Origin of the sequence: Nocardiopsis sp. CNS-639, from assembly GCF_000381685.1 — a bacterium.
In the GTDB taxonomy this organism is placed as follows: Bacteria; Actinomycetota; Actinomycetes; order Streptosporangiales; family Streptosporangiaceae; genus Nocardiopsis; species Nocardiopsis dassonvillei.
The window spans coordinates 79977-104301 of the sequence record NZ_KB906867.1 but is presented as its reverse complement, the minus strand read 5'-3'; the positions used below and the strand labels follow the sequence as shown (position 1 = coordinate 104301).

At 69.8% G+C, this 24325-nt stretch carries 36 protein-coding genes; 3 read left to right on the top strand and 33 right to left on the bottom strand.

What is annotated here, in order from left to right:
* Positions 1-85: 85 nt before the first annotated feature.
* Positions 86-850 carry a crotonase/enoyl-CoA hydratase family protein gene (locus G011_RS0120530; protein WP_019610110.1) on the bottom strand — a complete coding sequence of 255 codons (765 nt, stop codon included), beginning with the start codon at positions 848-850 and terminating at the stop codon, positions 86-88.
* Between the two features lie 10 nt (positions 851-860).
* A complete protein-coding gene (locus tag G011_RS0120525) occupies positions 861-1634 on the bottom strand; it encodes an SDR family NAD(P)-dependent oxidoreductase (protein ID WP_019610109.1) in 774 nt (257 codons plus the stop codon).
* A 202-nt stretch (positions 1635-1836) separates the two neighbouring features.
* Here G011_RS0120525 and G011_RS0120520 point away from each other — a divergent pair, with 202 nt between their 5' ends.
* On the top strand, positions 1837-2430 hold the full coding sequence (locus G011_RS0120520) for a Uma2 family endonuclease (RefSeq protein ID WP_013156149.1): 594 nt from the start codon (positions 1837-1839) through the stop codon (positions 2428-2430).
* A 68-nt stretch (positions 2431-2498) separates the two neighbouring features.
* On the opposite strand, the gene G011_RS0120515 is transcribed toward G011_RS0120520, so the two are convergent.
* The 5 genes from G011_RS0120515 to G011_RS31860 form a co-directional block, all read right to left on the bottom strand.
* On the bottom strand, positions 2499-3527 hold the full coding sequence (locus tag G011_RS0120515) for an ROK family glucokinase (protein WP_026338481.1): 1029 nt from the start codon (positions 3525-3527) through the stop codon (positions 2499-2501).
* Between the two features lie 230 nt (positions 3528-3757).
* Positions 3758-5095, bottom strand: a complete 1338-nt coding sequence (glmM, locus tag G011_RS0120510; RefSeq protein ID WP_026338480.1) for a phosphoglucosamine mutase — start codon at positions 5093-5095, stop codon at positions 3758-3760.
* A gap of 165 nt (positions 5096-5260) precedes the next feature.
* Positions 5261-5770, bottom strand: coding sequence for a 30S ribosomal protein S9 (gene rpsI / locus G011_RS0120505; protein WP_013156146.1), 510 nt, complete (start codon positions 5768-5770; stop codon positions 5261-5263).
* A gap of 37 nt (positions 5771-5807) precedes the next feature.
* Positions 5808-6257: a 50S ribosomal protein L13 gene (gene rplM / locus G011_RS0120500; RefSeq protein ID WP_019610106.1), complete on the bottom strand. Its 450-nt coding sequence runs from the start codon at positions 6255-6257 to the stop codon at positions 5808-5810.
* A gap of 636 nt (positions 6258-6893) precedes the next feature.
* Positions 6894-7289: a hypothetical protein gene (locus G011_RS31860; RefSeq protein WP_155979809.1), complete on the bottom strand. Its 396-nt coding sequence runs from the start codon at positions 7287-7289 to the stop codon at positions 6894-6896.
* 366 nt (positions 7290-7655) lie between these two features.
* Between G011_RS31860 and G011_RS0120490 the strand changes: the two genes are divergently transcribed.
* Positions 7656-8609, top strand: coding sequence for a hypothetical protein (locus G011_RS0120490; protein ID WP_019610104.1), 954 nt, complete (start codon positions 7656-7658; stop codon positions 8607-8609).
* A 136-nt stretch (positions 8610-8745) separates the two neighbouring features.
* A complete protein-coding gene (locus G011_RS0120485) occupies positions 8746-9444 on the top strand; it encodes an NUDIX hydrolase N-terminal domain-containing protein (protein ID WP_019610103.1) in 699 nt (232 codons plus the stop codon).
* 143 nt (positions 9445-9587) lie between these two features.
* Here the strand turns inward: G011_RS0120485 and truA are convergent, their stop codons facing one another.
* The 26 genes from truA to rplV form a co-directional block, all read right to left on the bottom strand.
* Positions 9588-10427, bottom strand: coding sequence for a tRNA pseudouridine(38-40) synthase TruA (gene truA, locus G011_RS0120480; protein WP_019610102.1), 840 nt, complete (start codon positions 10425-10427; stop codon positions 9588-9590).
* A gap of 114 nt (positions 10428-10541) precedes the next feature.
* Positions 10542-11081 (bottom strand): 50S ribosomal protein L17, encoded by a 540-nt coding sequence (rplQ, locus tag G011_RS0120475; RefSeq protein WP_019610101.1) that lies wholly within the window; start codon positions 11079-11081, stop codon positions 10542-10544.
* Between the two features lie 70 nt (positions 11082-11151).
* Positions 11152-12174: a DNA-directed RNA polymerase subunit alpha gene (locus G011_RS0120470; RefSeq protein WP_013156139.1), complete on the bottom strand. Its 1023-nt coding sequence runs from the start codon at positions 12172-12174 to the stop codon at positions 11152-11154.
* A gap of 173 nt (positions 12175-12347) precedes the next feature.
* Complete coding sequence (rpsK, locus tag G011_RS0120465) at positions 12348-12752, bottom strand: 30S ribosomal protein S11 (RefSeq protein ID WP_013156138.1); 405 nt, start codon at positions 12750-12752, stop codon at positions 12348-12350.
* Between the two features lie 71 nt (positions 12753-12823).
* Positions 12824-13204 carry a 30S ribosomal protein S13 gene (gene rpsM / locus G011_RS0120460; protein WP_013156137.1) on the bottom strand — a complete coding sequence of 127 codons (381 nt, stop codon included), beginning with the start codon at positions 13202-13204 and terminating at the stop codon, positions 12824-12826.
* 220 nt (positions 13205-13424) lie between these two features.
* The gene (gene rpmJ, locus G011_RS31265; protein ID WP_013156136.1) at positions 13425-13538 is read right to left on the bottom strand and encodes a 50S ribosomal protein L36; all 114 of its coding nucleotides are present in this window, start codon (positions 13536-13538) and stop codon (positions 13425-13427) included.
* 47 nt (positions 13539-13585) lie between these two features.
* Positions 13586-13807: a translation initiation factor IF-1 gene (gene infA, locus G011_RS0120455; RefSeq protein ID WP_013156135.1), complete on the bottom strand. Its 222-nt coding sequence runs from the start codon at positions 13805-13807 to the stop codon at positions 13586-13588.
* A gap of 300 nt (positions 13808-14107) precedes the next feature.
* A complete protein-coding gene (locus tag G011_RS0120450; protein WP_019610099.1) occupies positions 14108-14572 on the bottom strand; it encodes a DUF1707 domain-containing protein in 465 nt (154 codons plus the stop codon).
* Between the two features lie 60 nt (positions 14573-14632).
* Positions 14633-15457, bottom strand: a complete 825-nt coding sequence (map, locus tag G011_RS0120445; RefSeq protein WP_013156133.1) for a type I methionyl aminopeptidase — start codon at positions 15455-15457, stop codon at positions 14633-14635.
* Complete coding sequence (locus G011_RS0120440; RefSeq protein WP_174547181.1) at positions 15457-16116, bottom strand: adenylate kinase; 660 nt, start codon at positions 16114-16116, stop codon at positions 15457-15459. The genes map and G011_RS0120440 overlap by 1 nt, the downstream gene beginning before the upstream one ends.
* Positions 16117-17430, bottom strand: coding sequence for a preprotein translocase subunit SecY (gene secY / locus G011_RS0120435; RefSeq protein ID WP_019610097.1), 1314 nt, complete (start codon positions 17428-17430; stop codon positions 16117-16119).
* A 278-nt stretch (positions 17431-17708) separates the two neighbouring features.
* Positions 17709-18173 (bottom strand): 50S ribosomal protein L15, encoded by a 465-nt coding sequence (rplO, locus tag G011_RS0120430; protein WP_013156130.1) that lies wholly within the window; start codon positions 18171-18173, stop codon positions 17709-17711.
* Positions 18170-18355: a 50S ribosomal protein L30 gene (rpmD, locus tag G011_RS0120425; RefSeq protein WP_013156129.1), complete on the bottom strand. Its 186-nt coding sequence runs from the start codon at positions 18353-18355 to the stop codon at positions 18170-18172. Before rpmD ends, rplO begins: the two co-directional genes overlap by 4 nt.
* Before the next feature lie 2 nt (positions 18356-18357).
* On the bottom strand, positions 18358-18960 hold the full coding sequence (gene rpsE / locus G011_RS0120420) for a 30S ribosomal protein S5 (RefSeq protein ID WP_013156128.1): 603 nt from the start codon (positions 18958-18960) through the stop codon (positions 18358-18360).
* A gap of 49 nt (positions 18961-19009) precedes the next feature.
* Positions 19010-19390: a 50S ribosomal protein L18 gene (gene rplR, locus G011_RS0120415; RefSeq protein ID WP_019610096.1), complete on the bottom strand. Its 381-nt coding sequence runs from the start codon at positions 19388-19390 to the stop codon at positions 19010-19012.
* Positions 19391-19392: 2 nt separating this feature from the next.
* Positions 19393-19929 (bottom strand): 50S ribosomal protein L6, encoded by a 537-nt coding sequence (gene rplF / locus G011_RS0120410; protein WP_013156126.1) that lies wholly within the window; start codon positions 19927-19929, stop codon positions 19393-19395.
* A 17-nt stretch (positions 19930-19946) separates the two neighbouring features.
* Entirely contained in the window at positions 19947-20345 is a 399-nt protein-coding gene (gene rpsH, locus G011_RS0120405) for a 30S ribosomal protein S8 (protein WP_013156125.1), read from the bottom strand.
* 270 nt (positions 20346-20615) lie between these two features.
* Positions 20616-20801 (bottom strand): type Z 30S ribosomal protein S14, encoded by a 186-nt coding sequence (locus tag G011_RS0120400; protein WP_013156124.1) that lies wholly within the window; start codon positions 20799-20801, stop codon positions 20616-20618.
* Between the two features lie 13 nt (positions 20802-20814).
* Positions 20815-21390, bottom strand: a complete 576-nt coding sequence (gene rplE / locus G011_RS0120395) for a 50S ribosomal protein L5 (protein WP_013156123.1) — start codon at positions 21388-21390, stop codon at positions 20815-20817.
* Positions 21390-21695: a 50S ribosomal protein L24 gene (gene rplX, locus G011_RS0120390; RefSeq protein ID WP_013156122.1), complete on the bottom strand. Its 306-nt coding sequence runs from the start codon at positions 21693-21695 to the stop codon at positions 21390-21392. Before rplX ends, rplE begins: the two co-directional genes overlap by 1 nt.
* A gap of 3 nt (positions 21696-21698) precedes the next feature.
* Complete coding sequence (rplN, locus tag G011_RS0120385; protein WP_013156121.1) at positions 21699-22067, bottom strand: 50S ribosomal protein L14; 369 nt, start codon at positions 22065-22067, stop codon at positions 21699-21701.
* Between the two features lie 103 nt (positions 22068-22170).
* A complete protein-coding gene (rpsQ, locus tag G011_RS0120380; RefSeq protein ID WP_013156120.1) occupies positions 22171-22443 on the bottom strand; it encodes a 30S ribosomal protein S17 in 273 nt (90 codons plus the stop codon).
* Positions 22440-22691, bottom strand: a complete 252-nt coding sequence (gene rpmC, locus G011_RS0120375) for a 50S ribosomal protein L29 (RefSeq protein WP_013156119.1) — start codon at positions 22689-22691, stop codon at positions 22440-22442. Before rpmC ends, rpsQ begins: the two co-directional genes overlap by 4 nt.
* Positions 22691-23104, bottom strand: a complete 414-nt coding sequence (rplP, locus tag G011_RS0120370) for a 50S ribosomal protein L16 (RefSeq protein WP_013156118.1) — start codon at positions 23102-23104, stop codon at positions 22691-22693. The genes rpmC and rplP overlap by 1 nt, the downstream gene beginning before the upstream one ends.
* Before the next feature lie 3 nt (positions 23105-23107).
* A complete protein-coding gene (rpsC, locus tag G011_RS0120365) occupies positions 23108-23914 on the bottom strand; it encodes a 30S ribosomal protein S3 (protein ID WP_013156117.1) in 807 nt (268 codons plus the stop codon).
* Positions 23914-24282 carry a 50S ribosomal protein L22 gene (rplV, locus tag G011_RS0120360; protein ID WP_013156116.1) on the bottom strand — a complete coding sequence of 123 codons (369 nt, stop codon included), beginning with the start codon at positions 24280-24282 and terminating at the stop codon, positions 23914-23916. The genes rpsC and rplV overlap by 1 nt, the downstream gene beginning before the upstream one ends.
* Positions 24283-24325 lie beyond the last annotated feature (43 nt).

Below are 24325 nucleotides of genomic sequence, written 5' to 3'. Positions count from 1 at the left end.
GCGCGCACCGGCTCCCGTCGCCCCCGACAGCGGACGGCGGTCGTCCCCCGGACGGGGGGACGACCGCCGCACGACGCCCGGGGGCCTACTCACCCCTCCACACGGGGGCGCGCTTCTCGGCGAAGGCCGCCGCGCCCTCCATGGCGTCGTGGCTGACGAACACCGGGCCCGTCAGCTCGTTCTGCTTCTCCCACATCCGCTCGGTGGACCAGTCGCCGGAGGAGGTGATGACCTCCTTGGACACCCGCACCGCCAGCGGGCCGTTGGCGGTGATGCGGGCCGCCAGCTCGCGTGCGCCCTCCAGGGCCCCGCCACTGGCGGTGACCCGGTTGACCAGCCCGAGTTCGGCCAGGCGCGGGGTCTCGACGAAGTCGCCGGTCAGTGCGAGCTCCATCGCGATGTTGCGCGGGATGCGGTGCTGGAGGCGCAGCAGGCCGCCCGCACCGGCGACCAGGCCGCGCTTGACCTCGGGGATGCCGAACCTGGCGTCCTCGGCGGCCACGACCAGGTCGCAGGCCAGCACGGCCTCGAACCCGCCCGCGAGGGCGTACCCCTCCACGGCGGCGATCAGCGGCTTGCGCGGCGGGCGCTCGGCGAAGCCGCCGAACCCGCGCCCCTCCACCAGCGGGACCTCGCCGCGCATGAAGGCCTTGAGGTCCATCCCGGCGCAGAAGGTGCCGCCCGCGCCGGTGATGATGCCGACGCTCAGATCCTTGCGCGCGTCGAGGTCGTCGAGCGCCTCGGCGACGCGTGCGGCGACCGCGGCGTTGACCGCGTTCCTGGCCTGGGGCCGGTTGATGGTGATGACGGCGACGCCGTCCTCGGCGGTGTAGAGAACCTCGTCGGACACGGTGCCCTCCCTACTTCGGCGGCATGCGCAGCGCGCCGTCGATGCGGACGACCTCGCCGTTGACGTAGCTGATCTCCAGCAGGGCCCGGGCGAGCCGGCCGAACTCCTCGGCGGTGCCCAGGCGCTTGGGGAAGGGAACCGGCGCGGCCAGGCGCTGCTTGAACTCCTCGGCGGCCTCGCCCTCGCCGTAGATGGGCGTCTCCAGGATGCCGGGGGCGATGGTGTTGACGGTGATGCCGACGGCCGCGAGGTCGCGGGCGGCCGGGAGGGTCATGCCGATGACGCCGCCCTTGGAGGAGGAGTAGGCGATCTGGCCGATCTGGCCCTCGATGCCCGCGAGGGAGGCGGTGTTGACGATGGAGCCGCGCTCGCCGTCCTCGTTGACCGGCTCCGTCTTGGCGATCTCGGCCGCGGCCAGGCGCAGCACGTTGAAGGTGCCGATGAGGTTGACCTGGATGACCTTCTGGTAGCTGTCCAGGTCGTGGGGGTTTCCACTGCGGTCGACGGTGCGGGTGGCCCAGCCGATGCCCGCGCAGGACACGGCCACCCGGAAGGGTTTGCCGGTGTCGACGGCGGCCTGGACCGCGGCCTTGACCTGGTCCTCCTGGGAGACGTCGGTGCGCACGAAGACACCGCCGATCTCCTTGGCGACGGCCTCCCCGCGCTCGGCGTTGAGGTCGGCGACGACGACGGTCGCGCCCGCGGAGGCGAGCTCCCTGGCGGTGGCCTCACCCAGGCCACTCGCGCCGCCCGAGACGAGGGCGGAGATTGCGTTGAGATCCATGGCGGAACTCTACAGAGGATGCGACCTCCGCACTAGAACCAGGTTCGGTTAATTGCGGGTAGCCCCTCCGAACAGGACTTTCACCCGGAATCCGGAGTTCTTCGCGGAGCCTCCGCGCACCGTCGTCACGGAGCGCTACCGTCCTGTCATGGCGATGACGACCGCATTAGCATGGGCTCAGGAATCGACCCGGGAGGTTTCGATGACCGCTGAGCCGCTCCCCGACTGGTTCATGCCCCCGCCCGGCGGCTGGACCGCCGACGACATGGACAACCTTCCCCCGGGAGTGCCCCGGATGGAACTCATCGACGGAGCCCTTGTCTTGCTTTCCCCCCAGACCCGATTCCACGCCAAGGTCATGATCCGCCTCGCGGCCCGTCTGGAGGAAGCGGCGCCTCCCAACGTCGACGTCCTCTCGGAAATGACCATGAAGCTCGGCAAGCGCCAACGCCCGGAGCCCGATCTCATCGTCTACGAGTTCGCGGAGGGAGCCGAGGAGCACCTCGACTGGTACCAGGCCACCCACGTCCCTCCCGAAGATGTACTCCTCACTGTGGAGATCGTGTCCAAGGAGTCCCAGGACCGGGATCGCTCCACCAAACCGCTCAAGTACGCGCAGGCGGGTATCCCGCATTTCTGGCGGATAGAGCACGAGGAGAACGGACCCGCTGTCTACGTCTACGAGTTGGACGGCACGAAGGAACCCCGCTACATCCCTGTCACCGTCGCTCGAGAACGCCTCAAGCTGGACCTGCCGTTCCCGATCGACATCGACGTGAGGGCGCTGTCCCGCTAGGTCCCGCGCAACGCGGCGCGCGCCACGCTCCGGCCGCGCGCCGCCGCCCCCGACGGGACCGACCGGCCCTAACTCCTGCCGAAACGCCCCAGGCGGCGCTGTCGGCGCCGCTGGTGCCACCGGGGCAGCGCCTCCCGGGCCAGGTCCGCGGCGCCGATGAGGCCCGCCTCGTTGCCCAGCTCGGCCGCCGCCACCCGGGCCTCCGGACGGTAGCCGCGCCCCGTGAGGTTGCGCCCGAACGCCTCCCTCGCGGGCTCCAGCAGCAGTTCCCCCGCCTCGGACACGCCGCCGCCCACGATGAACAGCTCCGGGTCGAACGCCGCGGCCAGGTTGGCCAGACCCGAACCCAGCCACTGCCCGGCCTCGCGCATCAGCTCCACGCACGCGCGGTCGCCCTTGCGCGCCAGCTCGCTGACCAGTGGTCCGGTGATCTGGGCGGCGTCGCCGCCCACCGCCTGGTGCAGGGCGTCCGCCACCGGCGACTGCGAGGCCACCAGCTCCCGCGCCTCCCGCGTCAGCGCGTTGCCGCTGGCGTACTGCTCCCAGCAGCCCCGGTTCCCGCACTCGCAGCGGTGTCCGCCCGGCACCACCGTCATGTGCCCGAACTCCCCGGCCAGTCCGTACCGGCCCCGGTGCAGGTTCCCGTCGAGCACGACCGCACCGCCGATGCCCGTGCCCAGGTTCACCACCACGACGTTGTCCACGCCCCGGCCCGCCCCGGCGCGCACCTCGGCCCAGGCGGAGGCGTTCGCGTCGTTCTCCACCACCACGGGCAGCCCCAGCCGCAGGGCCAGGGCCTCGCGCAGCGGCTCCCGGCGCCAGGACAGGTGCGGGGCGAACAGCACGTTGGCCCGCCGCTCGTCGACGAAACCGGCGGCGCCCACGCCCACGGCGCGCACCCGGAACTCCCGGCGCAGCTCCCGCACCACCGAGACGATCGTGTCCTCCACGACCGCCGGGCTCTTGCTGCGTTCGGGGGTCTCCGTGCGCAGCCTGGCCAGGATGCGCCCGCCGGGCGTCACCACACCGGCGGCGACCTTCGTCCCGCCGATGTCCACCCCGATCGTCAGGGCGTGCCCGTACCGCGTGTCCGCCACCGTGACCAACTCCAGCGTCCCGGACCCGCGCTCCGCGGGTCAGCCACACATGAGAACGCGCGCCCGGCCGTCCGCGTGCCCGGACGCGCGTGGAGGCTCGGGCGCCGGTGGGGTCCTGGGGGTGTCGGACGCGCGATCGCCAGGAACGGGCCACCGCACGGCAGGCACCGGAGGTTCCCCCTCCGAGACGCCCGAGCACGGGGCGTTGAGCCCCCGAAGGAGTCCCGCCCTCAGCCGAGTGCGGAGCGCACCACGGCGGCCAGCCGCTCGGCCACCGCGGTGGCCTGCTCCTGCTCCGGCGCCTCGACCATGACCCTGACCTTGGGCTCGGTCCCGCTGGGCCGGATCAGCACCCGGCCGGTCTCGCCCAGCTCCTCCTCGGCCTCGCGCACGGCCGCCGCGAGCTCCGCGGAGTCCTTGGCGCGGGCCTTGTCCACGTCGGGCACGTTGACGAGCACCTGCGGCAGGCGGGTCATCACCTTGGCCAGCTCCGCCAGGCCCTGCTCGCGGTGGGCCATCGCGGCCAGCAGGTGCAGGCCGGTCAGGACGCCGTCTCCGGTGGTGGCGTGCTCCAGCAGGATCACGTGCCCGGACTGCTCACCGCCCAGGCCGAACCCGCCGCGCTTCATCTCCTCCAGCACGTAGCGGTCGCCCACCGCGGTCTCCACCACGGTGATGCTCTCCCGCTCCATCGCCAGCTTCAGGCCCAGGTTGGACATGACCGTGACCACGAGCGTGTCCTGGGTGAGCCTGCCCTCCTCCTTGGCCTCGGTGGCCAGGATCGCCAGGATCTGGTCGCCGTCCACCACGCGGCCCTCGGCGTCCACGGCCAGGCAGCGGTCGGCGTCGCCGTCGTTGGCGATACCGGCGTCCGCGCCGTGCAGGCGGACCGCCTCCTGGAGCACCTCCAGGTGGGTGGAGCCGCACCCGTCGTTGATGTTGTGGCCGTCCGGCTGGTCACCGATCGCCACGACCTCCGCGCCCGCGCGGCGCAGCGCCTCGGGCGCGACCAGGGCTGAGGCGCCGTTGGCGCAGTCCACCACGACCTTGAGGCCCTTGAGACTGTGGGGTACCGAGGCCAGCACGTGCTCGATGTAGCGCTCGGCGCCGTCGTCGGCGTCGGTGACCCGGCCGACGAGGTCGCCCACGGCGGGGGTGGAGGGCACGCCGAGCATGCCCTCGATCTCCTCCTCCAGGGCGTCCTCCAGCTTCTGGCCGCCCCGCGCGAAGAACTTGATGCCGTTGTCGGGGGCCGGGTTGTGGCTGGCGGAGAGCATCACGCCGAAGTCGGCGCCGAGCGCGCCGGTCAGGTAGGCCACGGCCGGGGTGGGCAGCACGCCCACGCGTACCACGTCCACACCGGTGCTGGCCAGGCCCGCGACGACGGCGGCCTCGAGGAACTCGCCGGAGGCGCGCGGGTCGCGGCCCACCACGGCCTTGGGCCGCGCCCCGTCGCCGCCGCGGGTCAGCACCCGCGCCGCCGCGACGGACAGCTCCAGCGCGAGAGCGGCGGTCAGGTCCCGACCGGCGACACCGCGTACACCATCTGTTCCGAACAGCCGAGCCACAGGCGGACAGCCCCTTTCGAAGACGGCGCCGGGTCACGGCGCCGGTGGAGTAGCGAGGGTGGCCCAGACAAGCCACCGGAAAAACCGAAAGCCCGTACGCCGTCCCCGGTGGTGGGAACGGCGTACGGGCCGAAGCTCAGCCGAGCGGGTGCCGGCGCATGAGCACTAGCGCTTGGAGAACTGGGGAGCCTTGCGCGCCTTCTTGAGACCGGCCTTCTTGCGCTCCACCTCGCGGGCGTCGCGGGTCAGGAAACCGGCCTTCTTGAGGGTCGGGCGGTTGTTCTCCGGGTCCAGGGACGCCAGCGCGCGGGCGATGCCGTGGCGCAGGGCGCCGGCCTGGCCGCTGGTGCCGCCGCCGTCGAGACGGGCGAAGACGTCGTAGGCGCCGTCGAACCCGAGGGAGACGAACGGCTCCTTGATGGTCTGCTGGTGGACCTTGTCCGGGAAGTACGCCTCAAGCGACTTGCCGTTGACCTTCCACTCGCCCGAACCGGGGGCGATGCGGACACGGGCGACGGCCTGCTTGCGGCGACCGGTACCGGCGCTGGGGCCGGACGCGGTGGGGACGTAGGCGGCGGCGTTCTCGTCGGACTCGCTGGTGTACTCGGAGGGGAACTCCTCCGGGTTCTCCACGTACTCCTGCTCGACGTCTTCGATGCCGGTGGGCTCGACCACGGTTCTCCTCGTGCTCTCTGTAAAAGTCTGCGAACGCCTAGGCGGGCTGCTCGATCTTGGTGATTTCGAACGCAACCGGCTGCTGGGCCTGGTGCGGGTGCTCCGGACCGGCGTACACCTTGAGCTTCTTGGCCATCTGGCGGCCCAGGGAGCCCTTGGGGAGCATGCCCTTGACGGCCTTCTCGATGGCCCGCTCGGGGTTCTTCTCCAGCAGGTCGGCGTAGGAGACGGAGCGCAGGCCGCCCGGGTAGCCGGAGTGGCGGTAGGCGCGCTTCTGCTCCAGCTTCTTGCCGGTCAGGGCGACCTTGTCGGCGTTCACGACGATCACGAAGTCGCCGGTGTCGATGTGGGGCGCGTAGTACGGCTTGTGCTTGCCCCGAAGCAGCGTGGCAACCTGGCTCGCCATACGCCCGAGCACGAGATCGGTAGCGTCGACAACGTGCCACTGACGCTGGACATCGTTTGGTTTGGGGCTGTATGTGCGCACGATCGTTTGCCTTCGCTCTTCAGTCGGCTGCCCCATCCCGTGCGGGAATGGGGGACTCGTATACACACCCGCGGTTGCGGGGGCGTCTGGCCGGATATCCCGTGCCATGTCACAGGACTCTCCGAATGGTGAGTGCGCAGACGATGGTGCGTGGATCGGCGCCCGGTGATCGGGGCCCACGGCAACTCAACGCACAACGACGGAATATCCTACCTGGCCACCGCCGCGCAGGTCAAAGCCAGCGGCGGGGCGGACCGGCCGGACCGCGCTCGGCGGGGAAAACACCGGCACGGGGTCACATCCGTGACCTCTCCGTCTTTTATTATGCCTGTTGCCGGGAGTGCTTCGTCCTGTTCCCGCCCCCGCGTTGGCTACGCTTGCACCGAAAGGCCGGTCTGCTCCCGTGATGACGGGCACTGACGCGACCTTGGAGACGCCCGTCACGGTCGCCGATACCACGGGAACCCGGAACGGACGGCACCGCGCGGCCCAGGCCACGTGCCGGTGGACCGCGGCCCAGTCCCACCCCCAGAGCCCTCGGAGACTCCCATCAGTACCCATCCGAACCAGCCACAGTACGGTCCCGACGGCAGACCCGTCGGACCGGAGGCCGGTGACGGCCAGGACCTGCTCGGGTCATCGCCCTCCCACGCCGAGGGCCAGCATCCCACATCGGGGCCGCAGCAGACACACGGCGCGCCCCCGTCCGGCCAGCATCCCCCGTACCCGCAGCACCACCACTCCCCCACGCAGCCGAGCGGCCCCCAGATCCCGCCGTACGGCCAGGGAGGGCAGCCCCAGGGCGCGCCCGGCTACCCCGGCGGCCAGGGCGGGCCGAGCGGCCCGCAGGCTCCGCCCCAGCCCCCGAGCGGCCCGCAGCACCCCCAGATCCCGCCGTACGGCCAGGGAGGGCAACCCCAGGGCGCGCCCGGCTACCCCGGCAGCCCGGTGGGCGCGCCCACCGGCGGGCAGCAGGCGCCCGCGCACCCCGGACAGCCGCAGCAGGGCACCGGCGGGCAGTTCCCGCCGCACGGCGCCCCCACCGGCGGCCAGGCGCCGATGCGGGCGCCCACGGGCGGGCACCCCTCGCACCCGGCCCCAGCCGGCGGCCACCCGTCACACCAGGCGCCCACGGGCGGCCACCCGGGCATGGGTCAGCCGTCGGGTCCGCACGTACCCCCCGGACAGAACGCCGCCCCGGGCCAGCCCGGACAGCACGGCCAGCCCCTTCCGCCCGGGGCCCTCCCGCCCGGCGCCCCCGTGCCGCCGCACGCCCCCGGCCAGCGGCCCGGGCCCCAGGGCCCCGTCCCGGGGTTCCCCCCCGGCACGCAGGGCGTACCGCAGGGCCGTCCCGGCGCTCCCGGCCACCCCGGAGCGCCCGTCGGCCCTCCCCCGGGCATGCCCCCCGGTTCGGCTCCCCCGTCCGCCCAGCAGGCCTTCCAGGCCCCGCAGCAGCCCCCCGCCGCGCTCCCGGCGCCCGGCCGGGAGGAGCCCGTGTTCCCCCCGGACGCGATGGGCGCCACGCAGCACATCAGCCCCGTCCCCGCCTCGCCCGGCGGCCGCCCCCTGTTCCGGGACGAGGTCCCCGACGACGCCGGTGTGGACACCGCGCAGTTCGATGCCCAGGGGATCAACGACTACGACGACTACGACGGCTACAACAACGACGACGACTACCGGTACGGTGACGGCGGCGCGGACGCGAGCGCCCGCAAGCGCCGGATCATGATGATCGCCGGTTTCGCCGTGCTGCTGGTCCTGGCGGGCGGCGGGACGTTCTTCCTCGCCACCAGCATGGGCTCGGGGGGCGCGAACGCCACGACCGTCGCCGACGAGGCCGACGACCCGGGCGCGCTCGACGTCGAGGCCCTCTTCCCCGAGAGCATGGAGGTCGAGGGCCAGGGCACGTTCACCCGCGTGGCCGTCGAGGACACCGAGGACTGCGCCGCCGGGGCCCACGGCGACTACGGCCAGGTGCTCGCCGACAACGAGTGCCGCCAGATGGTGCGCGCCTCCTACCTCAGCGAGGACGAGGGCCACGCGGTGACCGTGGGCGTCGCCGCCATGCCCACCGGCGAGGAGGCGGCCACCGCGATGGAGGCACAGGACCTGGTGGCCACCCAGTGGTTCGCCGGTCTGCCCGGCGAGGAGGGCAGCCCCGCCGAGCGCCTGGGTCACTCCGGCGGCCACGGCAGCAGCGGCCAGTGGGGCCGCTACCTGCTCTTCTCCCTGGCGGCCAACAGCGACGGCACCGAGGAGGGCGCCGAGAGCGAGTCCGCCACCGAGCTGCGCGCCATCAGCGAGGGCTTCCTCCAGGAGGCCCACACCAGCCTCAGTGAGAACCGCGGCTGAGCGGTCACCGGCACCCGCGAGGGGCACCCGGCGTCCGGGTGCCCCTCCTTCGTGTCCACGGGCGGGTTCCGTCGGCGCCCGCGGCGGGCAGGAGTCCAGGCGGGCCGGTCCGCGAGCCCCGGAGGAGAGCGTGACGATGACAGAACCCGCCGAACGGATCCGGCGCATCGCGATGGAGTTGACGGCGCAGTCGGAGTCGGGGCTGGCGTACAGCACCAACGAGTTCGACATCGGGCGGTTCCACCGCGTCGGTGCCCTGGCCCGCGACCTGATGCAGATGGTGGCCGCCGGGGAGCTCCCCGGGTACGAGCGCGAAGTGGCCTCGGCCGCCGGTTACACCACCCCCAAGCTCGACGTGCGCGGCGGCGTCTTCGACCCCTCCGGCCGGGTCCTGCTCGTCCGCGAGATCTCGGACGGCCACCGCTGGACCCTGCCCGGCGGGTGGTGCGACGTCCTGGAGAGCCCCAGGCAGGCGATCGAACGCGAGGTCCGTGAGGAGGCGGGGCTGGCCGTGCGGGCGGTCCACCTCGCCGGGGTCCTCGACCGCCACCTGTGGCCCCACGTGCCGGTCTACGACCGCCACATCTACAAGCTCCTCTTCGTGTGCGCGCCGCTGACCGACCCCGACCCCGCCTCCGGCGGCACCGGGACCGGCAGCCCCGCGTTCAGCGGCGACGGGACCAGCGACCGCGCCTTCAGCAGCGCCGAGACCAGCGCCAGAGCATGGTTCGACGTGGACGACCTGCCCGAGCTGTCGGTGTCGCGGGTGCTGCCCGAGCAGATCGCGCTGCTGCACCGGCACTGGATGGACCCGGGACCGGCACACATCGACTGAAGGGCCCGCGGGGCGCCCGACGCCCCTCCCCTCGTCCACAGGCCGGATTCCGCGCTTTCGCGGAGTCCGGCGCGGCTCTAGCCTGGTAAAAGGGGGGTTCCCTCCCCACCGCCTCGTGCTGCCCGCGCTCTCGGAACCGCCCCTCAGGCCGAGTGGCCCCGGCACGGCAGCTCCCGCACCCGGCGGGTCGCCGAGGCGCGTACGGCCAGCTCCTCGTCGGCCGGGTAGCGCACCTCCTCCAGGCTGAGCCCCTGCGGCCCCACCACGTGCACCGACGAGTCCCGCGTACCGGCGCCGAGCACCTTCCCCGGCCAGTCCGCGTCCCTGCGCCCGTCGCCCACCGCCAGGAGCGCGCCCACGAGCGCGCGCACCATGTTGTGGCAGAACGCGTCCGCCTGGATCGTCCCGTGCAGCAGGTGCTCGTCCACCCGGGTCCACTCCAGGCGCAGCAGCTCCCGGATGGTCGTCGCGCCCTCGCGCCTCTTGCAGAACGCCGCGAAGTCGTGCTCACCCACCAGGCGCTCCGCCGCCGCGTTCATCCGGTCCACGTCCAGCGGGCTGCGATGCCACAGCACGTCCCGCCGCAGCAGCGGGTCCACCCCGTAGGGCGCGTCGCTCACCCGGTACAGGTACCGCCGGAACAGCGGCGAGAACCGGGCGTCGAACCCGGGCGGCGCCAGCCGCGCCGCGCGCACCCGCACGTCCTTGGGCAGCACCCCGGCCAGGCGCCGGAGCACGCGCTCCCCCTCGCTCTCCCACGTCCGCGCGGGGATGTCGGCCTGCGCCACCTGCCCCCGCGCGTGCACACCGGCGTCCGTGCGCCCCGCGCACGTCAGCGACACCTCCGGCAGGCGCAGCACCCGCGCCAGAGCCGCCTCCAGCTCGCCCTGCACCGTGCGCCGGCCCGGCTGCGCGGCCCACCCGGAGAAGTCCGTGCCGTCGTAGGCCACGTCCAACCGCACCCGGACCGTCGTCTCGTCCATAACCCGCCACTCCTCCGCGTCCACGAAAAAGACGAGTGCCCGACCCCCGCGGGGATCGGGCACTCGCCGAGCGGTGCGTGCGCGGGACGCGTTCGCGTCCCCGCGCCCCGCACGCTACTTGTCGTCAGCCGGGCCCTCCGCCTGGGCCGTCTCGTCGGCCTTGGCGGTCTGGTCGGAGGTGGTGTCCTCCGCCGGCTGGTCGCCGGCCTCGTCCGCCACGGCGGTGGTCGCGTCGGCCTTGGGCTCCTCGGCCTCCTGCGCCGCCGACTTGGCGGCCGGGGCGGCGGCCTGGGCGCTCAGGGCCTCGACCAGCTCGATCACGGCCATCGGGGCGTTGTCACCCTTGCGCGGACCGATCTTGGTGATCCGGGTGTAGCCACCGGGACGGTTCTCGTAGCGCGGGCCGATCTCGGTGAAGAGCTCGTGCACGACGGCCTTGTCCGTGATCTTGGTCAGGACCTGGCGGCGGGCGTGCAGGTCACCGCGCTTGCCGAGGGTGATCAGCTTCTCCGCGTACGGGCGCAGGCGCTTGGCCTTGGCCTCGGTGGTGCGGATGCGGCCGTGCTGGAACAGCGAGGTGGCGAGGTTCGCCAGGATGTGCCGCTCGTGAGCGGGCCCGGAACCCAGACGGGCGCCCTTGGTAGGCGTGGGCATGGTGTCGTTCTCCTAGTGATGCGGTCCGCGGCCGCACTCGGCCGGGGACCATGTGGGCGACGAAGGTCGGTTAGTACTGCTCCGTCTCGACGAAGGACTCGCCCTCGTCGTCCTCGGAGCTGTAGGAGTCGGCCGCCGAGCTGGGGTCGAATCCGGGCGGGGAGTCCTTCAGCGACAGGCCCATGTCGACGAGCTTCTGCTTGACCTCGTCGATGGACTTGGCACCGAAGTTGCGGATGTCCAACAGGTCCTGCTCGGAGCGGGCAACCAGCTCACCGACGCTGTGGATGCCCTCACGCTTGAGGCAGTTGTAGGACCGGACCGTGAGGTTGAGGTCCTCGATCGGCAGCGCCAGGTCCGCCGCCAGGGCGGCGTCCGTGGGCGACGGGCCCATGTCGATGCCCTCGGCGTCGACGTTGAGCTCACGCGCCAGACCGAACAGCTCGACCAGGGTCTTGCCCGCGCTGGCGACCGCGTCCCGGGGACGGATGGCCGGCTTGGTCTCGATGTCCACGATCAGGCGGTCGAAGTCGGTGCGCTGCTCGACACGGGTGGCCTCGACCTTGTAGGTCACACGCAGGACCGGGGAGTAGATGGAGTCGATCGGGATGCGGCCGATCTCCTGTCCCGCCTGCTTGTTCTGCGTCGCCGAGACGTAGCCGCGGCCGCGCTCGACCGTCAGCTCCATCTCCAGCTTGCCCTTGCCGTTGAGCGTGGCGATGTGCAGGTCGGGGTTGTGCACCTCGACACCGGCCGGCGGAGCGATGTCCGCGGCGGTCACCACACCGGGGCCCTGCTTGCGCAGGTACATCAGCACCGGCTCGTCGTGCTCGGAGCTGACGACCAGGCCCTTGAGGTTGAGGATCATCTCGGTGACGTCCTCCTTGACACCGGGCACGGTGGTGAACTCGTGCTCGACGCCCTCGATGCGGATGCTCGTGACAGCCGCGCCGGGGATGGAGGACAGCAGGGTGCGCCGAAGCGAGTTGCCGATGGTGTAGCCGAAGCCCGGCTCCAGCGGCTCGATGACGAACTTCGAGCGCAGGTCCGAGGAGGCTTCCTCGGTGAGCGTGGGACGCTGTGCGATCAACATGGTCCGTGTCTTCCCTTCCACATGGCCGCCCGCTATTTGACGGCCACCCGGCGGACACCACATCGGTGTCCACTACTCGGATTCCTACCCCGTCCGCGCGGTCCCCCCGCAGGGGAGCGCGCGGAACCAGGCGCGGCGCCCGCGCGGGTAGGTGCGCGGGCGCCGGTGCGGGATCAGACCCGGCGGCGCTTGGGCGGACGGCAGCCGTTGTGCGGAACCGGCGTCACGTCCTGGATGGAGCCGACCTCCAGCCCGGTCGCCTGGAGCGAGCGGATGGCGGTCTCCCGGCCCGAGCCCGGGCCCTTCACGAAGACGTCCACCTTGCGGACGCCGTGCTCCTGGGCGCGGCGGGCAGCGGCCTCGGCGGCCATCTGCGCGGCGTAGGGGGTCGACTTGCGCGAACCCTTGAAGCCCACCTGGCCGGAGCTGGCCCACGAGATCACGGCACCGGTCGGGTCGGTGATGCTCACGATCGTGTTGTTGAACGTGCTCTTGATGTGAGCGTGCCCGTGGACAATGTTCTTCTTTTCCTTGCGGCGCACCTTGCGCGCGGCACCCTGACGGCCCTTAGGCGGCATGAGCGAAACTCCCAGAGATCATCGGTCCGTTGTCGTTCCCGGACGCGTGTTTACAGTCCAGTCCGAGCGGACTACTTCTTACCGGCCTTCTTCTTACCGGCCACGGTCTTCTTCTTGCCCTTGCGGGTGCGCGCGTTGGTCTGCGTGCGCTGACCGCGGACCGGGAGCCCACGGCGGTGGCGGATGCCCTGGTAGCTACCGATCTCCATCTTGCGGCGGATGTCGCCCTGCACCTCACGGCGCAGGTCACCCTCGACCTGGTAGTTCGAGCCGATCCACTCGCGCAGCTTGACGAGGTCTTCCTCGGTCAGCTCGTAGACGCGCGTGTTGCCGTCGACGCCGGTGCTCTTCAGGGTCTCCAGGGCGCGGGTGCGCCCGATCCCGAAGATGTACGTGAGAGCGATCTCCACCCGCTTGTCGCGGGGAAGGTCAACGCCTTCGATACGTGCCATGTGGGCGAGACTCCTAATGCCCTATGCGGAGGTCTGGCCCGTTCCACCCTCTCGTCGCCCAATCGACGAGGCCCCGGCCTCCGACCGGGGGTGGCTCCCGCGCCGCACTGGCGGCGGGAGTCGGAACAGGTTTTCGTTGTGTCGTGCGCCCGGTGCGGTGCTGACGCACCGGCCGGGCCGATCGCGGTGTGTGAAGCCGCGGCGAGCGGAGCGGGGGTGACTAACCCTGGCGCTGCTTGTGCCGCGGGTCCGAGCAAATGACCATGATCCGGCCGTTACGGCGGATCACGCGGCACTTCGCGCAGATCTTCTTCACGCTCGGCTTGACCTTCATGGTGACTCCGAACTCATACTCTCCCGGGCCGCGAGGCCCGTGAGGGGCTACTTGTAGCGGTAAACGATGCGCCCGCGCGTGAGGTCGTACGGGCTCAGCTCCACGACGACCCGGTCGTCGGGGAGAATACGGATGTAGTTCATCCGCATCTTGCCGCTGATGTGGGCAAGGACCTGGTGCCCGTTGTCGAGCTCTACCTTGAACATAGCGTTGGGTAGGGACTCGACAACGGAACCCTCGATCTCGATGGCGCCGTCTTTCTTGGCCATGTCCTTCCACGCCTCGCTCATCGTTTGGTTGATCAGGACAACCCGACGCGACCCCAGTGGCCCCGCATGACGCTACGGCCCCGGCAACGGCGGATGGCCGTCACCGACGCCGAGGGACACTGGAAGTTCAGGCCAACTGCAAAAGGCGAACGTCGGTTGGAGGACGTGGCGCGAAGAAGGCAGACTGACCCAACAGCCCGCGTATGGGCATGGACAGTCTATCCCCTTCCGGCAAGTGCTCCTAACCGCCGAACGGAGCACACTACCGCACCGGAACGCGGGCGGGCACGGGCCTGCGCCCTAGGGCGTCCCGTCGCCTTCGGAGTGGTACTTCTGCCCGGCCAGGACCCCCACGGTCACCATGCCCATCACGATGCCCCACGGCCCCATGACCCACAGGAACCACGGGTAGTCGTAGTCGGTGGTGAGGAACAGGATCAGCCAGATGACGAAGCACAGGATGTTGACCCCGGCGTAGAGGGCCCACGGCACCATCAGCGCCGGGTCGCGCATGCTGATCGGAGGGGCCACCGCGAACTCCTCGTCCCGGGAGGAGGCCCCGCGGATGTCCGCGAGGTCGCGCTCGGGGAGGTCGTTGGTGACCGTGGCCAGCTCATCCGTGGTCCTGGCCTTGTAGACGCGGCCGAGGCGGTCGGTGAACTCCTCGTGGTCCAGCCGCCCCTGGGCGAAGTGCTCCTGGAGGAGCTGGGCCACGCGGTCGCGTTCCGCGTCGGACGTTCGTATCGACGGCACCGGGTCGGACACTGCGCGCACCTCGCATCTTCACCCGGAAGCGGCCCCCGCGCTCCGCGCGGGACGAGACCCCTACCAGGTCGGCTGGACGAACCCCATGTCGGCGATTTTATCGCGATCGGACTCGCGCGCGGTCAGCACGACGGGCCCGTCCGCGGTCACCGCGACCGTGTGCTCGAAGTGCGCGGCGCGACCGCCGTCGCGCGTCACCACGGTCCAGCCGTCGTCGAGCTGCACCACGTCGTGGCGGCCCAGGGTGGTCATCGGCTCGATGGCCAGGCACATGCCCTCGACCAGCCGCATGCCCTTGCCGCGCTTGCCGTAGTTGAGCACGTGCGGGTCCATGTGCATCTCGGTGCCGATGCCGTGGCCGCCGTACTCGCGGACGTTGCCGTAGCCGCCGTTGCGGGAGATGTGGCCGCCGATCGCGTGGCCGATGTCACCCAAGCGCCTGCCCGGACGCAGTTCGGCGATCCCCTGCCACATGGACTCCTCGCAGACCTCCATCATGCGCAGGTCCTCGGGGCGGCCCTCGCCGACCGCGACGGTGATCGCCGAGTCGCCGTGCCAACCCTCCAGGATGGCCCCGCAGTCGACGGAGATGATGTCGCCCTCGGCCAGCACCCGCTGCGCGCTGGGGATGCCGTGGACGACCTCCTCGTTCACCGAGGCGCAGATGGAGCCCGGGAAACCGTGGTAGCCCTTGAAGGAGGGGACGGCGCCCGCGTCGCGGATGACCTTCTCCGCGAGGGAGTCCAGCTCCAGGGTCGACACCCCGGGCCGCACCGCGGCCCGGAGGGTGTCCAGGGCGCGGGCCACGACCTGGCCCGCCGCCCTCATCCTGGCGATCTGCTCCGGCGTCTTGATCTGCACGTCCGGATCGTTCTTGCCGAACATCAGGAGCCGGCCCCGACCTTGTCGATGGCGGCCTTGGCGCGGGCCGTCACCTCCTCCACGGACCCCGTGGCGGCGATGGTGGCCAGCAGGCCCTCGGCCTCGTAGAACTGCACCAGCGGAGCCGTCTGCTCCCGGTAGACCTCCAGGCGGTGCCGGATGGTCTCCTCGCGGTCGTCCTCGCGCTGGTACAGCTCGGCGCCCTCGTTGTCGCACCTGCCCTCGACCTTCGGGGCGTCGTACTCCACGTGGTACACCTGGCCGCACTCGGGGCACGAGCGGCGGCCCGAGAGGCGTTTGACGACCTCCTCCTCGTCCACCCTCAGCTCCAGGACGACGTCCAGGGTGGTGTCGAGGTCGGCGAGGATGCCCTTGAGCGTCTCGGCCTGCGGGACGTTGCGCGGGAAGCCGTCGAGCAGGAAGCCCGCGGCGGCGTCCTCCTGCGCCAGTCGGTCCCTGACCATGGCGTTGGTGACCTCGTCGGGGACGAGGTCACCGCGGTCCATGTACTCCTTGGCCTTCTTGCCGAGGTCGGTCTTGCCGCTGACGTTGGCCCGGAAGATGTCGCCCGTGGACACCTTGGGGATCGACAGCTCGGACGCGAGGATCTGGGCCTGGGTGCCCTTGCCGGCCCCAGGCGGCCCCACCAATACTGCTCGCATTTATCGCAGAAAACCTTCGTAGTTCCTCTGCTGGAGGTGACTCTCGATCTGCTTCACCGTGTCCAGCCCGACGCCGACCATGATCAGGATGCTCGTCCCTCCGAAGGGGAAGTTCGCACTGGCGCCGGTGGCGCCGAGGGCGACCATCGGCAGGAGAGCGATCACACCCAGGTACAGGGATCCGGGGGTCGTCAGCCTCGTCAGCACGTAGTCGAGGTACTCGGCGGTCGGACGCCCTGGTCGGATACCCGGGATGAACCCACCGTACTTCTTCATGTTGTCGGCGACCTCAGCGGGGTTGAAGGTAATCGCCACGTAGAAGAACGCGAAGCCGATGATCATGACGAAGAACGTCGCCATGTACACGGGGTGGGTGCCGGTGAGGAAGTAGTCCTGCACGAAGGTCACCACGGGATGGGTGGAGTCCTGTCCCATGAGTCCCACGAGCAGCTGCGGCAGGTACAGCAGCGAGGAGGCGAAGATCACGGGGATGATGCCCGCCTGGTTCACCTTCAGCGGGATGTAGGTCGAGCTGCCGCCGTACATGCGGCGGCCGACCATGCGCTTGGCGTACTGCACCGGGATGCGGCGCTGGGCCTGCTCCATGAAGACCACCGCGGTGATGAGCACCAGGCCGGCGATGCAGATGAGGGAGAAGACCCAGATCGAGCGCTCCTGGAACAGCGCGATCATGGAGGAGGGGAACATCGCGATGACCTGGGTGAAGATCAGCAGCGACATGCCGTTGCCCACGCCGCGCTCGGTGATGAGCTCGCCGAACCACATGATGATGGCGGTACCGGCCGTCATCGTGAACACGATGGTCACCAGGGTGAGGATGTCCTGGTTGGGCATGTAGGAGCTGACCGGGATGGCCCCCTGGAACAGGGCGCCCGTCCGGGCCATGGCGACGATGCTGGTGGCCTGGAGGACACCGAGCATGAGCGTCAGGTAGCGGGTGTACTGGGTGATCTTGCTCTGTCCGGACTGGCCCTCCTTCTTGAGGGCCTCCAGACGGGGGATCACCACCGTGAGCAGGTTGATGATGATGCTCGCGGTGATGTACGGCATGACCCCGAGCGCGAACACCGCCAGTTGCAGCAGGGCACCGCCGCTGAACAGGTTGACGAGCGCGTACACACCGGACTGGTCCGAGGAGGTGATCGCCTCCATCTGGTCCCTGATCGCCGCGGAGTTGATACCCGGCGCCGGGATCACCGAGCCCAGACGGAAGATCGTCAGGATGAACAGTGTGAACAGCAGCTTGTTGCGCAGGTCGGGCGTGCGGAATGCACGAACGAACGCACCTAGCACGTCTCCTCCTGCGCAGCTTCGGCGGCGGAACGGGTTCCAGACATCGCGGCCGATCCTGAATCGTCGTAGAACGTCAGCTCCGGGCGGTCGCCCGTTGCTCGGAAGTATTCACAGTACGTCAAGCGATGAACTCAAACAGATGGCACTGTAACAGTGATCACTCGGCAGTTGAGTTCGTGAGTCATAACGATCACCGCTCACAACGCGTGGGGGCGTCCGCCAGCCGGTCCTAGACCTGCCGGGCGAACGCCCCCAGTCGCTCATCGCGGGGAAGACCCCTACAGCTCGGTGGTGGAACCACCGGCGGCGGAGATCTTCTCCTTCGCCGAGGAGGAGAACGCGTGCGCGCTCACCTGCACGGCGACGGAGATCTCACCCGTGCCCAGCACCTTGACGGGCTGGTTCTTGCGAACCGCGCCCTTGGCGACCAGGCTCTCGACGGTGACCTCGCCACCCTCGGGGTAGAGCTCGCTCAGCCGGTCCAGGTTGACGACCTGGTAGGTCGTCTTGAACCGGGCGTTGCTGAAGCCCTTGAGCTTGGGCACCCGGCGGATGAGGGGCATCTGCCCGCCCTCGAAGCCGGGACGCACGGTGTTACGAGCCTTCGTGCCCTTGGTGCCGCGACCTGCGGTCTTGCCCTTGGACGCCTCGCCACGACCCTTGCGGATCTTGGCCTTGTTGGAGCCCGGGGCGGGACGCAGGTGGTGCAGCTTGAGCAGCTCGTCGGGGTTGTAGTCGCTCATTCGGCAACCTCCTCGACAGAGACGAGGTGCGCGACGATCGTGATCTGCCCGCGAACCTCAGGGCGGTCCTCACGGACGGTGGACTTGCCGATCCGGCCCAGGCCCAGCGACTGGAGAGCAGCGTGCTGCTTCACCTTGCCGCCGATCTTGGAGCGGGTCTGCGTGATCTTGAGCTTGGCCATGGTCAGGCTCCTGCCTTCGCCTCAGCGCGAGCACGCAGCATGGCAGCCGGGGCGACGTCCTCGATCGGCAGGCCACGGCGGGCGGCGATCTCCTCGGGCTGGTTGATGCCCTTCAGAGCCGCCACGGTGGCGTGCACGATGTTCAGCGGGTTGGACGAGCCGAGCGACTTGCTCAGCACGTCGTGGATGCCGGCGCACTCCAGCACGGCGCGCACGGGGCCACCGGCGATAACGCCGGTACCCGGGGCGGCCGGACGGAGCAGGACGACGCCGGCCGCGTCCTCGCCCTGGACCCGGTGCACGATCGTGCCCTGGATGCGGGGGACGCGGAAGAAGTTCTTCTTCGCCTCCTCGACACCCTTGGCGATCGCGGCCGGGACCTCCTTGGCCTTGCCGTAACCGACACCGACCATGCCGTTGCCGTCACCGACGACGACCAGGGCGGTGAAGGAGAAGCGACGGCCGCCCTTGACGACCTTCGCGACCCGGTTGATGGTCACGACCTTCTCGATGTAGGAGACACCCTTGTCTGCGGCGCCGCCGCGGCGATCGTCACGGCGATCACGCCGCTCGCCACCGGCGCCGCGCCGCGGTGCTGCAGCCATCAGTGGTTCCTCTTCTCGTGGTTGATCTTGGCCGTTGCAGAGGTCATCGCTAGAACTCCAGCCCGCCCTCGCGCGCCGCGTCGGCGAGCTTGGCGATACGACCGGCGTACTGGTTGCCGCCGCGGTCGAAGACGACCGTGGAGACACCGGCGGCCTTGGCGCGCTCGGCGATGAGCTGACCGACCTTGACGGACTTGTCGGACTTGGTGCCCTCGTCGGCGCGCAGGTCGGCCTCGACGCTGGAGGCGGCGGCCAGGGTGTGACCCCTGGTGTCGTCGATCACCTGCGCGACGATGTGCTTGGAGGAGCGGAAGACGGCCAGACGCGGACGCTCGGCGGTACCCACGACCTTCTTGCGGACGCGGAACTGGCGGCGCGCACGGGAGGTGGCGCGCTTGGTGGTCCGCTTGCGGCTCACGGTGCTACCCATGCCTACTTACCAGCCTTTCCGGCCTTGCGGCGGATGTGCTCACCCTGGTACCGCACGCCCTTGGCCTTGTACGGGTCAGGCTTACGCAGACCGCGGATGTTCGCGGCGACCTGGCCCACCAGCTGCTTGTCGATGCCCTCGACGTGGAGGATGGTCGGCTTCTCCACGCGGAAGCTGATGCCCGCGGGGGGCTCGACCACGACGGGGTGGCTGTAGCCCAGCGAGAACTCCAGGTTGGAGCCGCGGGCCTGGACGCGGTAACCCACGCCGTGGATCTCCAGCGTCTTGGTGTAGCCCTTGGCCACGCCCTCGACGAGGTTGGCGATGAGCGCACGGGTCAGACCGTGCAGCGAGCGGTTCTCCGGCTTGTCGTCCGGACGCGCCACCGTGACGACCCCGTCCTCCAGGGCCACGGTGATCGGCTCGGCGACGGTGTGCTTCAGCTCGCCCTTCGGACCCTTGACGGTGACGTCCTGCCCGTTAATCGTGACTTCGACGCCCTTGGGGACCGAGAGCGGCAGTCGACCGATTCGCGACATGCTTCAATCTCTCCCTGTTACCAGACGTAGGCGAGGACTTCGCCGCCCACGCCACGCTTCTTGGCCTGCTTTTCGGTCATCAGGCCGCCGGACGTCGAAATGATCGCCACGCCGAGGCCACCCAGCACCCGCGGCAGGTTCTCCTTCTTGGCGTACACCCGCAGACCGGGCTTGGAGACCCGGCGGATGCCCGCGATGGAACGCTCCCGGGTGGGGCCGTACTTCAGGTCCAGGACGAGGTTCTGGCCCACGGGGGCCTCCTCGGTCCGCCAGCCCTGAATGAAGCCCTCCTGCTGGAGGATCTCGGCGATGTGCGCCTTGATCTTGGAATACGGCATCGCCACGGTGTCGTGGTAAGCCGAATTCGCGTTGCGCAGACGCGTGAGCATGTCTGCGATCGGGTCGGTCATCGTCATGGCCGACTGGCCCTTCCTCACCGCGGTTTCCGAGTGCGGGCTTTCCCAGAGCCTGCCCTTGCGCGGGTACTCCCGCGAAGGTGCACAAACGGACCTACGGCGTGGTCGTGGGCACCGCGGTCCCCTTCGGGACTGCCGTGCCCTGGTGGTTGGATGTTGCCGGACCGTGCCGCATCGTGCGGTCACGGACGCTGTACGCGCCGAGGATGGCGCTTCGGGGGGCCGACTCCGTGCGCCCAGGGGTGGGCGAACGGTCGGCCCCGCCGGAAACTACCAGCTCGACTTGGTGATACCGGGCAGCTCGCCCCGGTGGGCCATCTCACGGAAGCAGATACGGCACAGGCCGAACTTCCGGAAGACGGCGCGCGGGCGGCCGCACCGCGAGCATCGAGTATACGCACGAACGCCGAACTTCGGCTTCCGCTGCGACTTCGCGATCAGGGACTTCTTAGCCATGTGTGCTTACCCCTCAGGCTTCCTTGAACGGGAAACCGAGCCGCTTGAGCAGGCTGCGGCCCTGTTCGTCGCTCGTGGCGGTGGTGACGACCGTGATGTCCATCCCACGCTGCCGGTCGACCTTGTCCGGGTCCACCTCGTGGAACATGACCTGCTCGGTCAGCCCGAAGGTGTAGTTGCCGTTCCCGTCGAACTGCTTCGGGGACAGGCCGCGGAAGTCCCGGATACGGGGCAGGGCCAGGGAGAGCAGCCGGTCGAGGAACTCCCACATCCGGTCGCCGCGCAGCGTGACGCTGGCGCCGATCGGCTGACCCTCGCGCAGCTTGAACTGCGCGATGGAGTTCTTGGCCCGGTTGATCCGCGGCTTCTGGCCGGTGATCGCCGACAGGTCGGCGATCGCGCCCTGGATCAGCTTCGCGTCACGAGCCGCTTCGCCAACACCCATGTTGACCACGATCTTCGTCAGACCGGGGACCTGCATGATGTTGCCGATGCCGTGCTCCTCCTTGAGGGCGGCAACGATCTCGTTACGGTACTTCTCCTTGAGCCGCGGCATCGGAGGGGCGGTGATGTCGTTGGTAACCGTCATCAGATGTCCTTACCGGTGCGGCGGGAGACGCGAACCTTGGTTCCGTCTTCCTCGAAGCGGTAGCCGACCCGGGTGGCCTTGCCGTCCTCCACGAGCGCAACGTTGCTCACGTGGATCGGGGCCTCCTTGGTGACGACCTCGCCCTGCTGGCCGCCCGCCGGGTTGGCCTTCCTGTGCTTCTTGACCAGGTTGACGCCCTCGACAACGACACGGTCTTCCTTCGGCAGGGCCTTGACGACCTTGCCGGTGGCACCCCGGTTCTTGCCGGCGAGAACGATGACCTCGTCGCCAGATTTGATCTTCATCGCTTAGAGCACCTCCGGCGCCAGCGAAATGATGCGCATGTACTTCTTGTCACGCAGCTCGCGGCCGACCGGGCCGAAGATGCGGGTGCCTCGCGGGTCCCCACCGTCCTTGATGAGCACGGCAGCGTTCTCATCGAAGCGGATGTAGGAGCCGTCGGGCCGGCGGCGCTCCTTGACGGTGCGCACGACAACGGCCTTGACGACGTCGCCCTTCTTGACTCCAGCGCCAGGCAGGGCGTCCTTCACCGTGGCGACGATCGTGTCGCCGATCCCGGCGTAGCGCCGACCCGAGCCACCGAGAACACGGATGGTGAGGATCTCCTTGGCACCCGTGTTGTCGGCGACCTTGAGTCGCGACTCCTGCTGAATCACGTCTGCTCCTGATGTGATGCGTGCGGTCCACTGCCGCACGGCTAGGTGGTCTCACCCCCGGGATCGGCGGCCGGCACGGGTGCCGGCCGCCGACAGGCTGGGGTTACTTAGCCTTCTCCAGGATCTCCACGACGCGCCAGCGCTTGGTCGCGGAGAGCGGCCTGGTCTCCATCAGTCGGACCAGGTCGCCCACGCCACAGGAGTTCGCCTCGTCGTGCGCCTTGTACTTGGACGTGCGACGGATGACCTTGCCGTACCTGGCGTGCGTGATGCGGTCCTCGACCTCGACGACGACGGTCTTGTCCATCTTGTCGCTGACGACGTAGCCCTCGCGCACCTTGCGGTAGTTGCGGGTCGCGGTCTGGTTCTCACTCATTCGGCTGCTTCCTTCTCCTGCGCCGACTCACCAGACAGCGGGGCGATACCCAGCTCGTGCTCACGCAGGATCGTGTAGATCCGGGCGATCTCGCGCTTGACGGTACGCAGTCGGCTGTGGTTGTCGAGCTGGCCGGTGGCGGCCTGGAAGCGGAGGTTGAACAGCTCTTCCTTGGCTTCCTTGAGCTTGGCGACCAGGTCCTCGACGGACTGGTCACGGAGCTCATGGGCAGTCACGGACTTGGCCATCACTCCCCCTCCCGCGTAACGAACTTGCACTTCATCGGGAGCTTGTGCATCGCACGGCGCATCGCCTCCTTGGCGATGGCCTCGGGCACGCCCGACAGCTCGAACATCACGCGACCGGGCTTGACCGGCGCGACCCACCACTCCGGGGAACCCTTACCGGAACCCATGCGGACCTCGGCGGGCTTCTTGGTCAGCGGGCGGTCCGGGAAGATGTTGATCCACACCTTGCCGCCACGCTTGATGTGACGCGTCATGGCGATACGAGCGGACTCGATCTGACGGTTCGTCACGTAGGCCGACTCCAGGGCCTGGATGCCGAACTCACCGAAAGTGACCGTCGTGCCGCCCTTGGCCTTGCCGCGCAGATCCGGGTGGTGCTGCTTGCGGTACTTGACCTTACGAGGAATAAGCACTGGTCAGCTCCCCTCGGACTTCGCGGACTCGGCCGGGGCCTTGGCCTCGGCGTTCTGCGGCTGGCCGCCACCGGCACCGCCGCGACGACGACGCTGGGGGCGCTCGCGGCGCTGACCGCCGCCACCGCCACCGCCGCCACCGGCGGAGCGCTGCGCGGCCTGGGCCGCCTCACGCTCGGCGCGGGTGGCGGGCGCGTCACCCTTGTAGATCCAGACCTTCACACCGATGCGGCCGAAGGTCGTACGGGCCTCGAAGAAGCCGTAGTCGATGTCGGCGCGCAGGGTGTGCAGGGGCACACGGCCCTCGCGGTAGAACTCCGAGCGCGACATCTCGGCCCCGCCCAGACGGCCACCGCACTGGATGCGGATGCCCTTGGCACCGCTCTTCATCGCGGTCTGCATGGCCTTGCGCATCGCGCGGCGGAAGGCCACGCGGCTGCTCAGCTGCTCGGCGACGCCCTGGGCGACGAGCTGCGCGTCGATCTCGGGGTTCTTGACCTCGAAGACGTTCAGCTGGACCTGCTTGCCGGTCAGCTTCTCCAGGTCGGTCCGGATGCGGTCGGCCTCGACGCCGCGGCGGCCGATGACGATGCCCGGCCGGGCGGTGTAGACGTCGACGCGGACGCGGTCACGGGTGCGCTCGATCTCCACCTTGGAGATGCCCGCGCGCTCCATGCCGCGGGTCAGCATCCGACGGATCGCGACGTCTTCCTTGACGTAGTCCTTGTAGGACTTGTCGGCGTACCAACGGCTCTTGAAGTCGGTGGTGACTCCGAGGCGGAACCCGTGCGGGTTTACCTTCTGCCCCACTATCGGGTCCTTTCCTTCGTCTTGGACGAGGCGCCCGAGCGCTCAGCGACGACCACGGTGATGTGGCTCGTGCGCTTGGTCACCCGGAAGGCGCGGCCGAAGCCTCGCGGACGAATGCGCTTCAGGGTCGGACCCTCGTCCACCCACGCGCGTTCGACCACCAGCGTCCCGCGGTCCAGCTTGTCGTTGTGCTCGGCGTTGGCGATGGCGCTAGCCAGCACCTTGCCAACAGGCTCGCTCGCCGACTGGGGCGCGAACCGGAGCACCGCCTGTGCCTCGTCAGCGGGCAACCCGCGAATAAGGTCCACCACCCGGCGGGCCTTTCGGGGCGTAACACGGACGAACCGTGCCTGTGCCCTCGTTCCCATCGCTTTTCCCTCGCTCACGGAAATTCATCTCCACTCACCGTGG

Coding starts and splice junctions, on each gene's coding strand:
- rplO (WP_013156130.1), bottom strand. CDS start 18,173: ATGAGCGACTACAACCCCGACGAGCTGCTCAAGCTGCACCACCTGCGT.
- rpsK (WP_013156138.1), bottom strand. CDS start 12,752: ATGCCGCCTAAGGGCCGTCAGGGTGCCGCGCGCAAGGTGCGCCGCAAG.
- rpmD (WP_013156129.1), bottom strand. CDS start 18,355: ATGGCCAAGCTCAAGATCACGCAGACCCGCTCCAAGATCGGCGGCAAG.
- rplV (WP_013156116.1), bottom strand. CDS start 24,282: ATGGGAACGAGGGCACAGGCACGGTTCGTCCGTGTTACGCCCCGAAAG.
- G011_RS0120520 (WP_013156149.1), top strand. CDS start 1,837: ATGACCGCTGAGCCGCTCCCCGACTGGTTCATGCCCCCGCCCGGCGGC.
- rpsH (WP_013156125.1), bottom strand. CDS start 20,345: ATGACGATGACCGACCCGATCGCAGACATGCTCACGCGTCTGCGCAAC.
- G011_RS0120400 (WP_013156124.1), bottom strand. CDS start 20,801: ATGGCTAAGAAGTCCCTGATCGCGAAGTCGCAGCGGAAGCCGAAGTTC.
- rpsQ (WP_013156120.1), bottom strand. CDS start 22,443: ATGAGTGAGAACCAGACCGCGACCCGCAACTACCGCAAGGTGCGCGAG.
- G011_RS0120525 (WP_019610109.1), bottom strand. CDS start 1,634: ATGGATCTCAACGCAATCTCCGCCCTCGTCTCGGGCGGCGCGAGTGGC.
- rplX (WP_013156122.1), bottom strand. CDS start 21,695: ATGAAGATCAAATCTGGCGACGAGGTCATCGTTCTCGCCGGCAAGAAC.
- G011_RS0120470 (WP_013156139.1), bottom strand. CDS start 12,174: ATGTTGATCGCACAGCGTCCCACGCTCACCGAGGAAGCCTCCTCGGAC.
- G011_RS0120440 (WP_174547181.1), bottom strand. CDS start 16,116: ATGCGAGCAGTATTGGTGGGGCCGCCTGGGGCCGGCAAGGGCACCCAG.
- rplE (WP_013156123.1), bottom strand. CDS start 21,390: ATGACGGTTACCAACGACATCACCGCCCCTCCGATGCCGCGGCTCAAG.
- map (WP_013156133.1), bottom strand. CDS start 15,457: ATGTTCGGCAAGAACGATCCGGACGTGCAGATCAAGACGCCGGAGCAG.
- rpsE (WP_013156128.1), bottom strand. CDS start 18,960: ATGGCTGCAGCACCGCGGCGCGGCGCCGGTGGCGAGCGGCGTGATCGC.
- rplQ (WP_019610101.1), bottom strand. CDS start 11,081: ATGCCCACGCCTACCAAGGGCGCCCGTCTGGGTTCCGGGCCCGCTCAC.
- infA (WP_013156135.1), bottom strand. CDS start 13,807: ATGGCCAAGAAAGACGGCGCCATCGAGATCGAGGGTTCCGTTGTCGAG.
- G011_RS0120490 (WP_019610104.1), top strand. CDS start 7,656: ATGCCCCCCGGTTCGGCTCCCCCGTCCGCCCAGCAGGCCTTCCAGGCC.
- rpmC (WP_013156119.1), bottom strand. CDS start 22,691: ATGGCCAAGTCCGTGACTGCCCATGAGCTCCGTGACCAGTCCGTCGAG.
- rpmJ (WP_013156136.1), bottom strand. CDS start 13,538: ATGAAGGTCAAGCCGAGCGTGAAGAAGATCTGCGCGAAGTGCCGCGTG.
- rplF (WP_013156126.1), bottom strand. CDS start 19,929: ATGTCGCGAATCGGTCGACTGCCGCTCTCGGTCCCCAAGGGCGTCGAA.
- truA (WP_019610102.1), bottom strand. CDS start 10,427: ATGGACGAGACGACGGTCCGGGTGCGGTTGGACGTGGCCTACGACGGC.
- rpsM (WP_013156137.1), bottom strand. CDS start 13,204: ATGGCACGTATCGAAGGCGTTGACCTTCCCCGCGACAAGCGGGTGGAG.
- G011_RS0120485 (WP_019610103.1), top strand. CDS start 8,746: ATGACAGAACCCGCCGAACGGATCCGGCGCATCGCGATGGAGTTGACG.
- rplR (WP_019610096.1), bottom strand. CDS start 19,390: ATGGGTAGCACCGTGAGCCGCAAGCGGACCACCAAGCGCGCCACCTCC.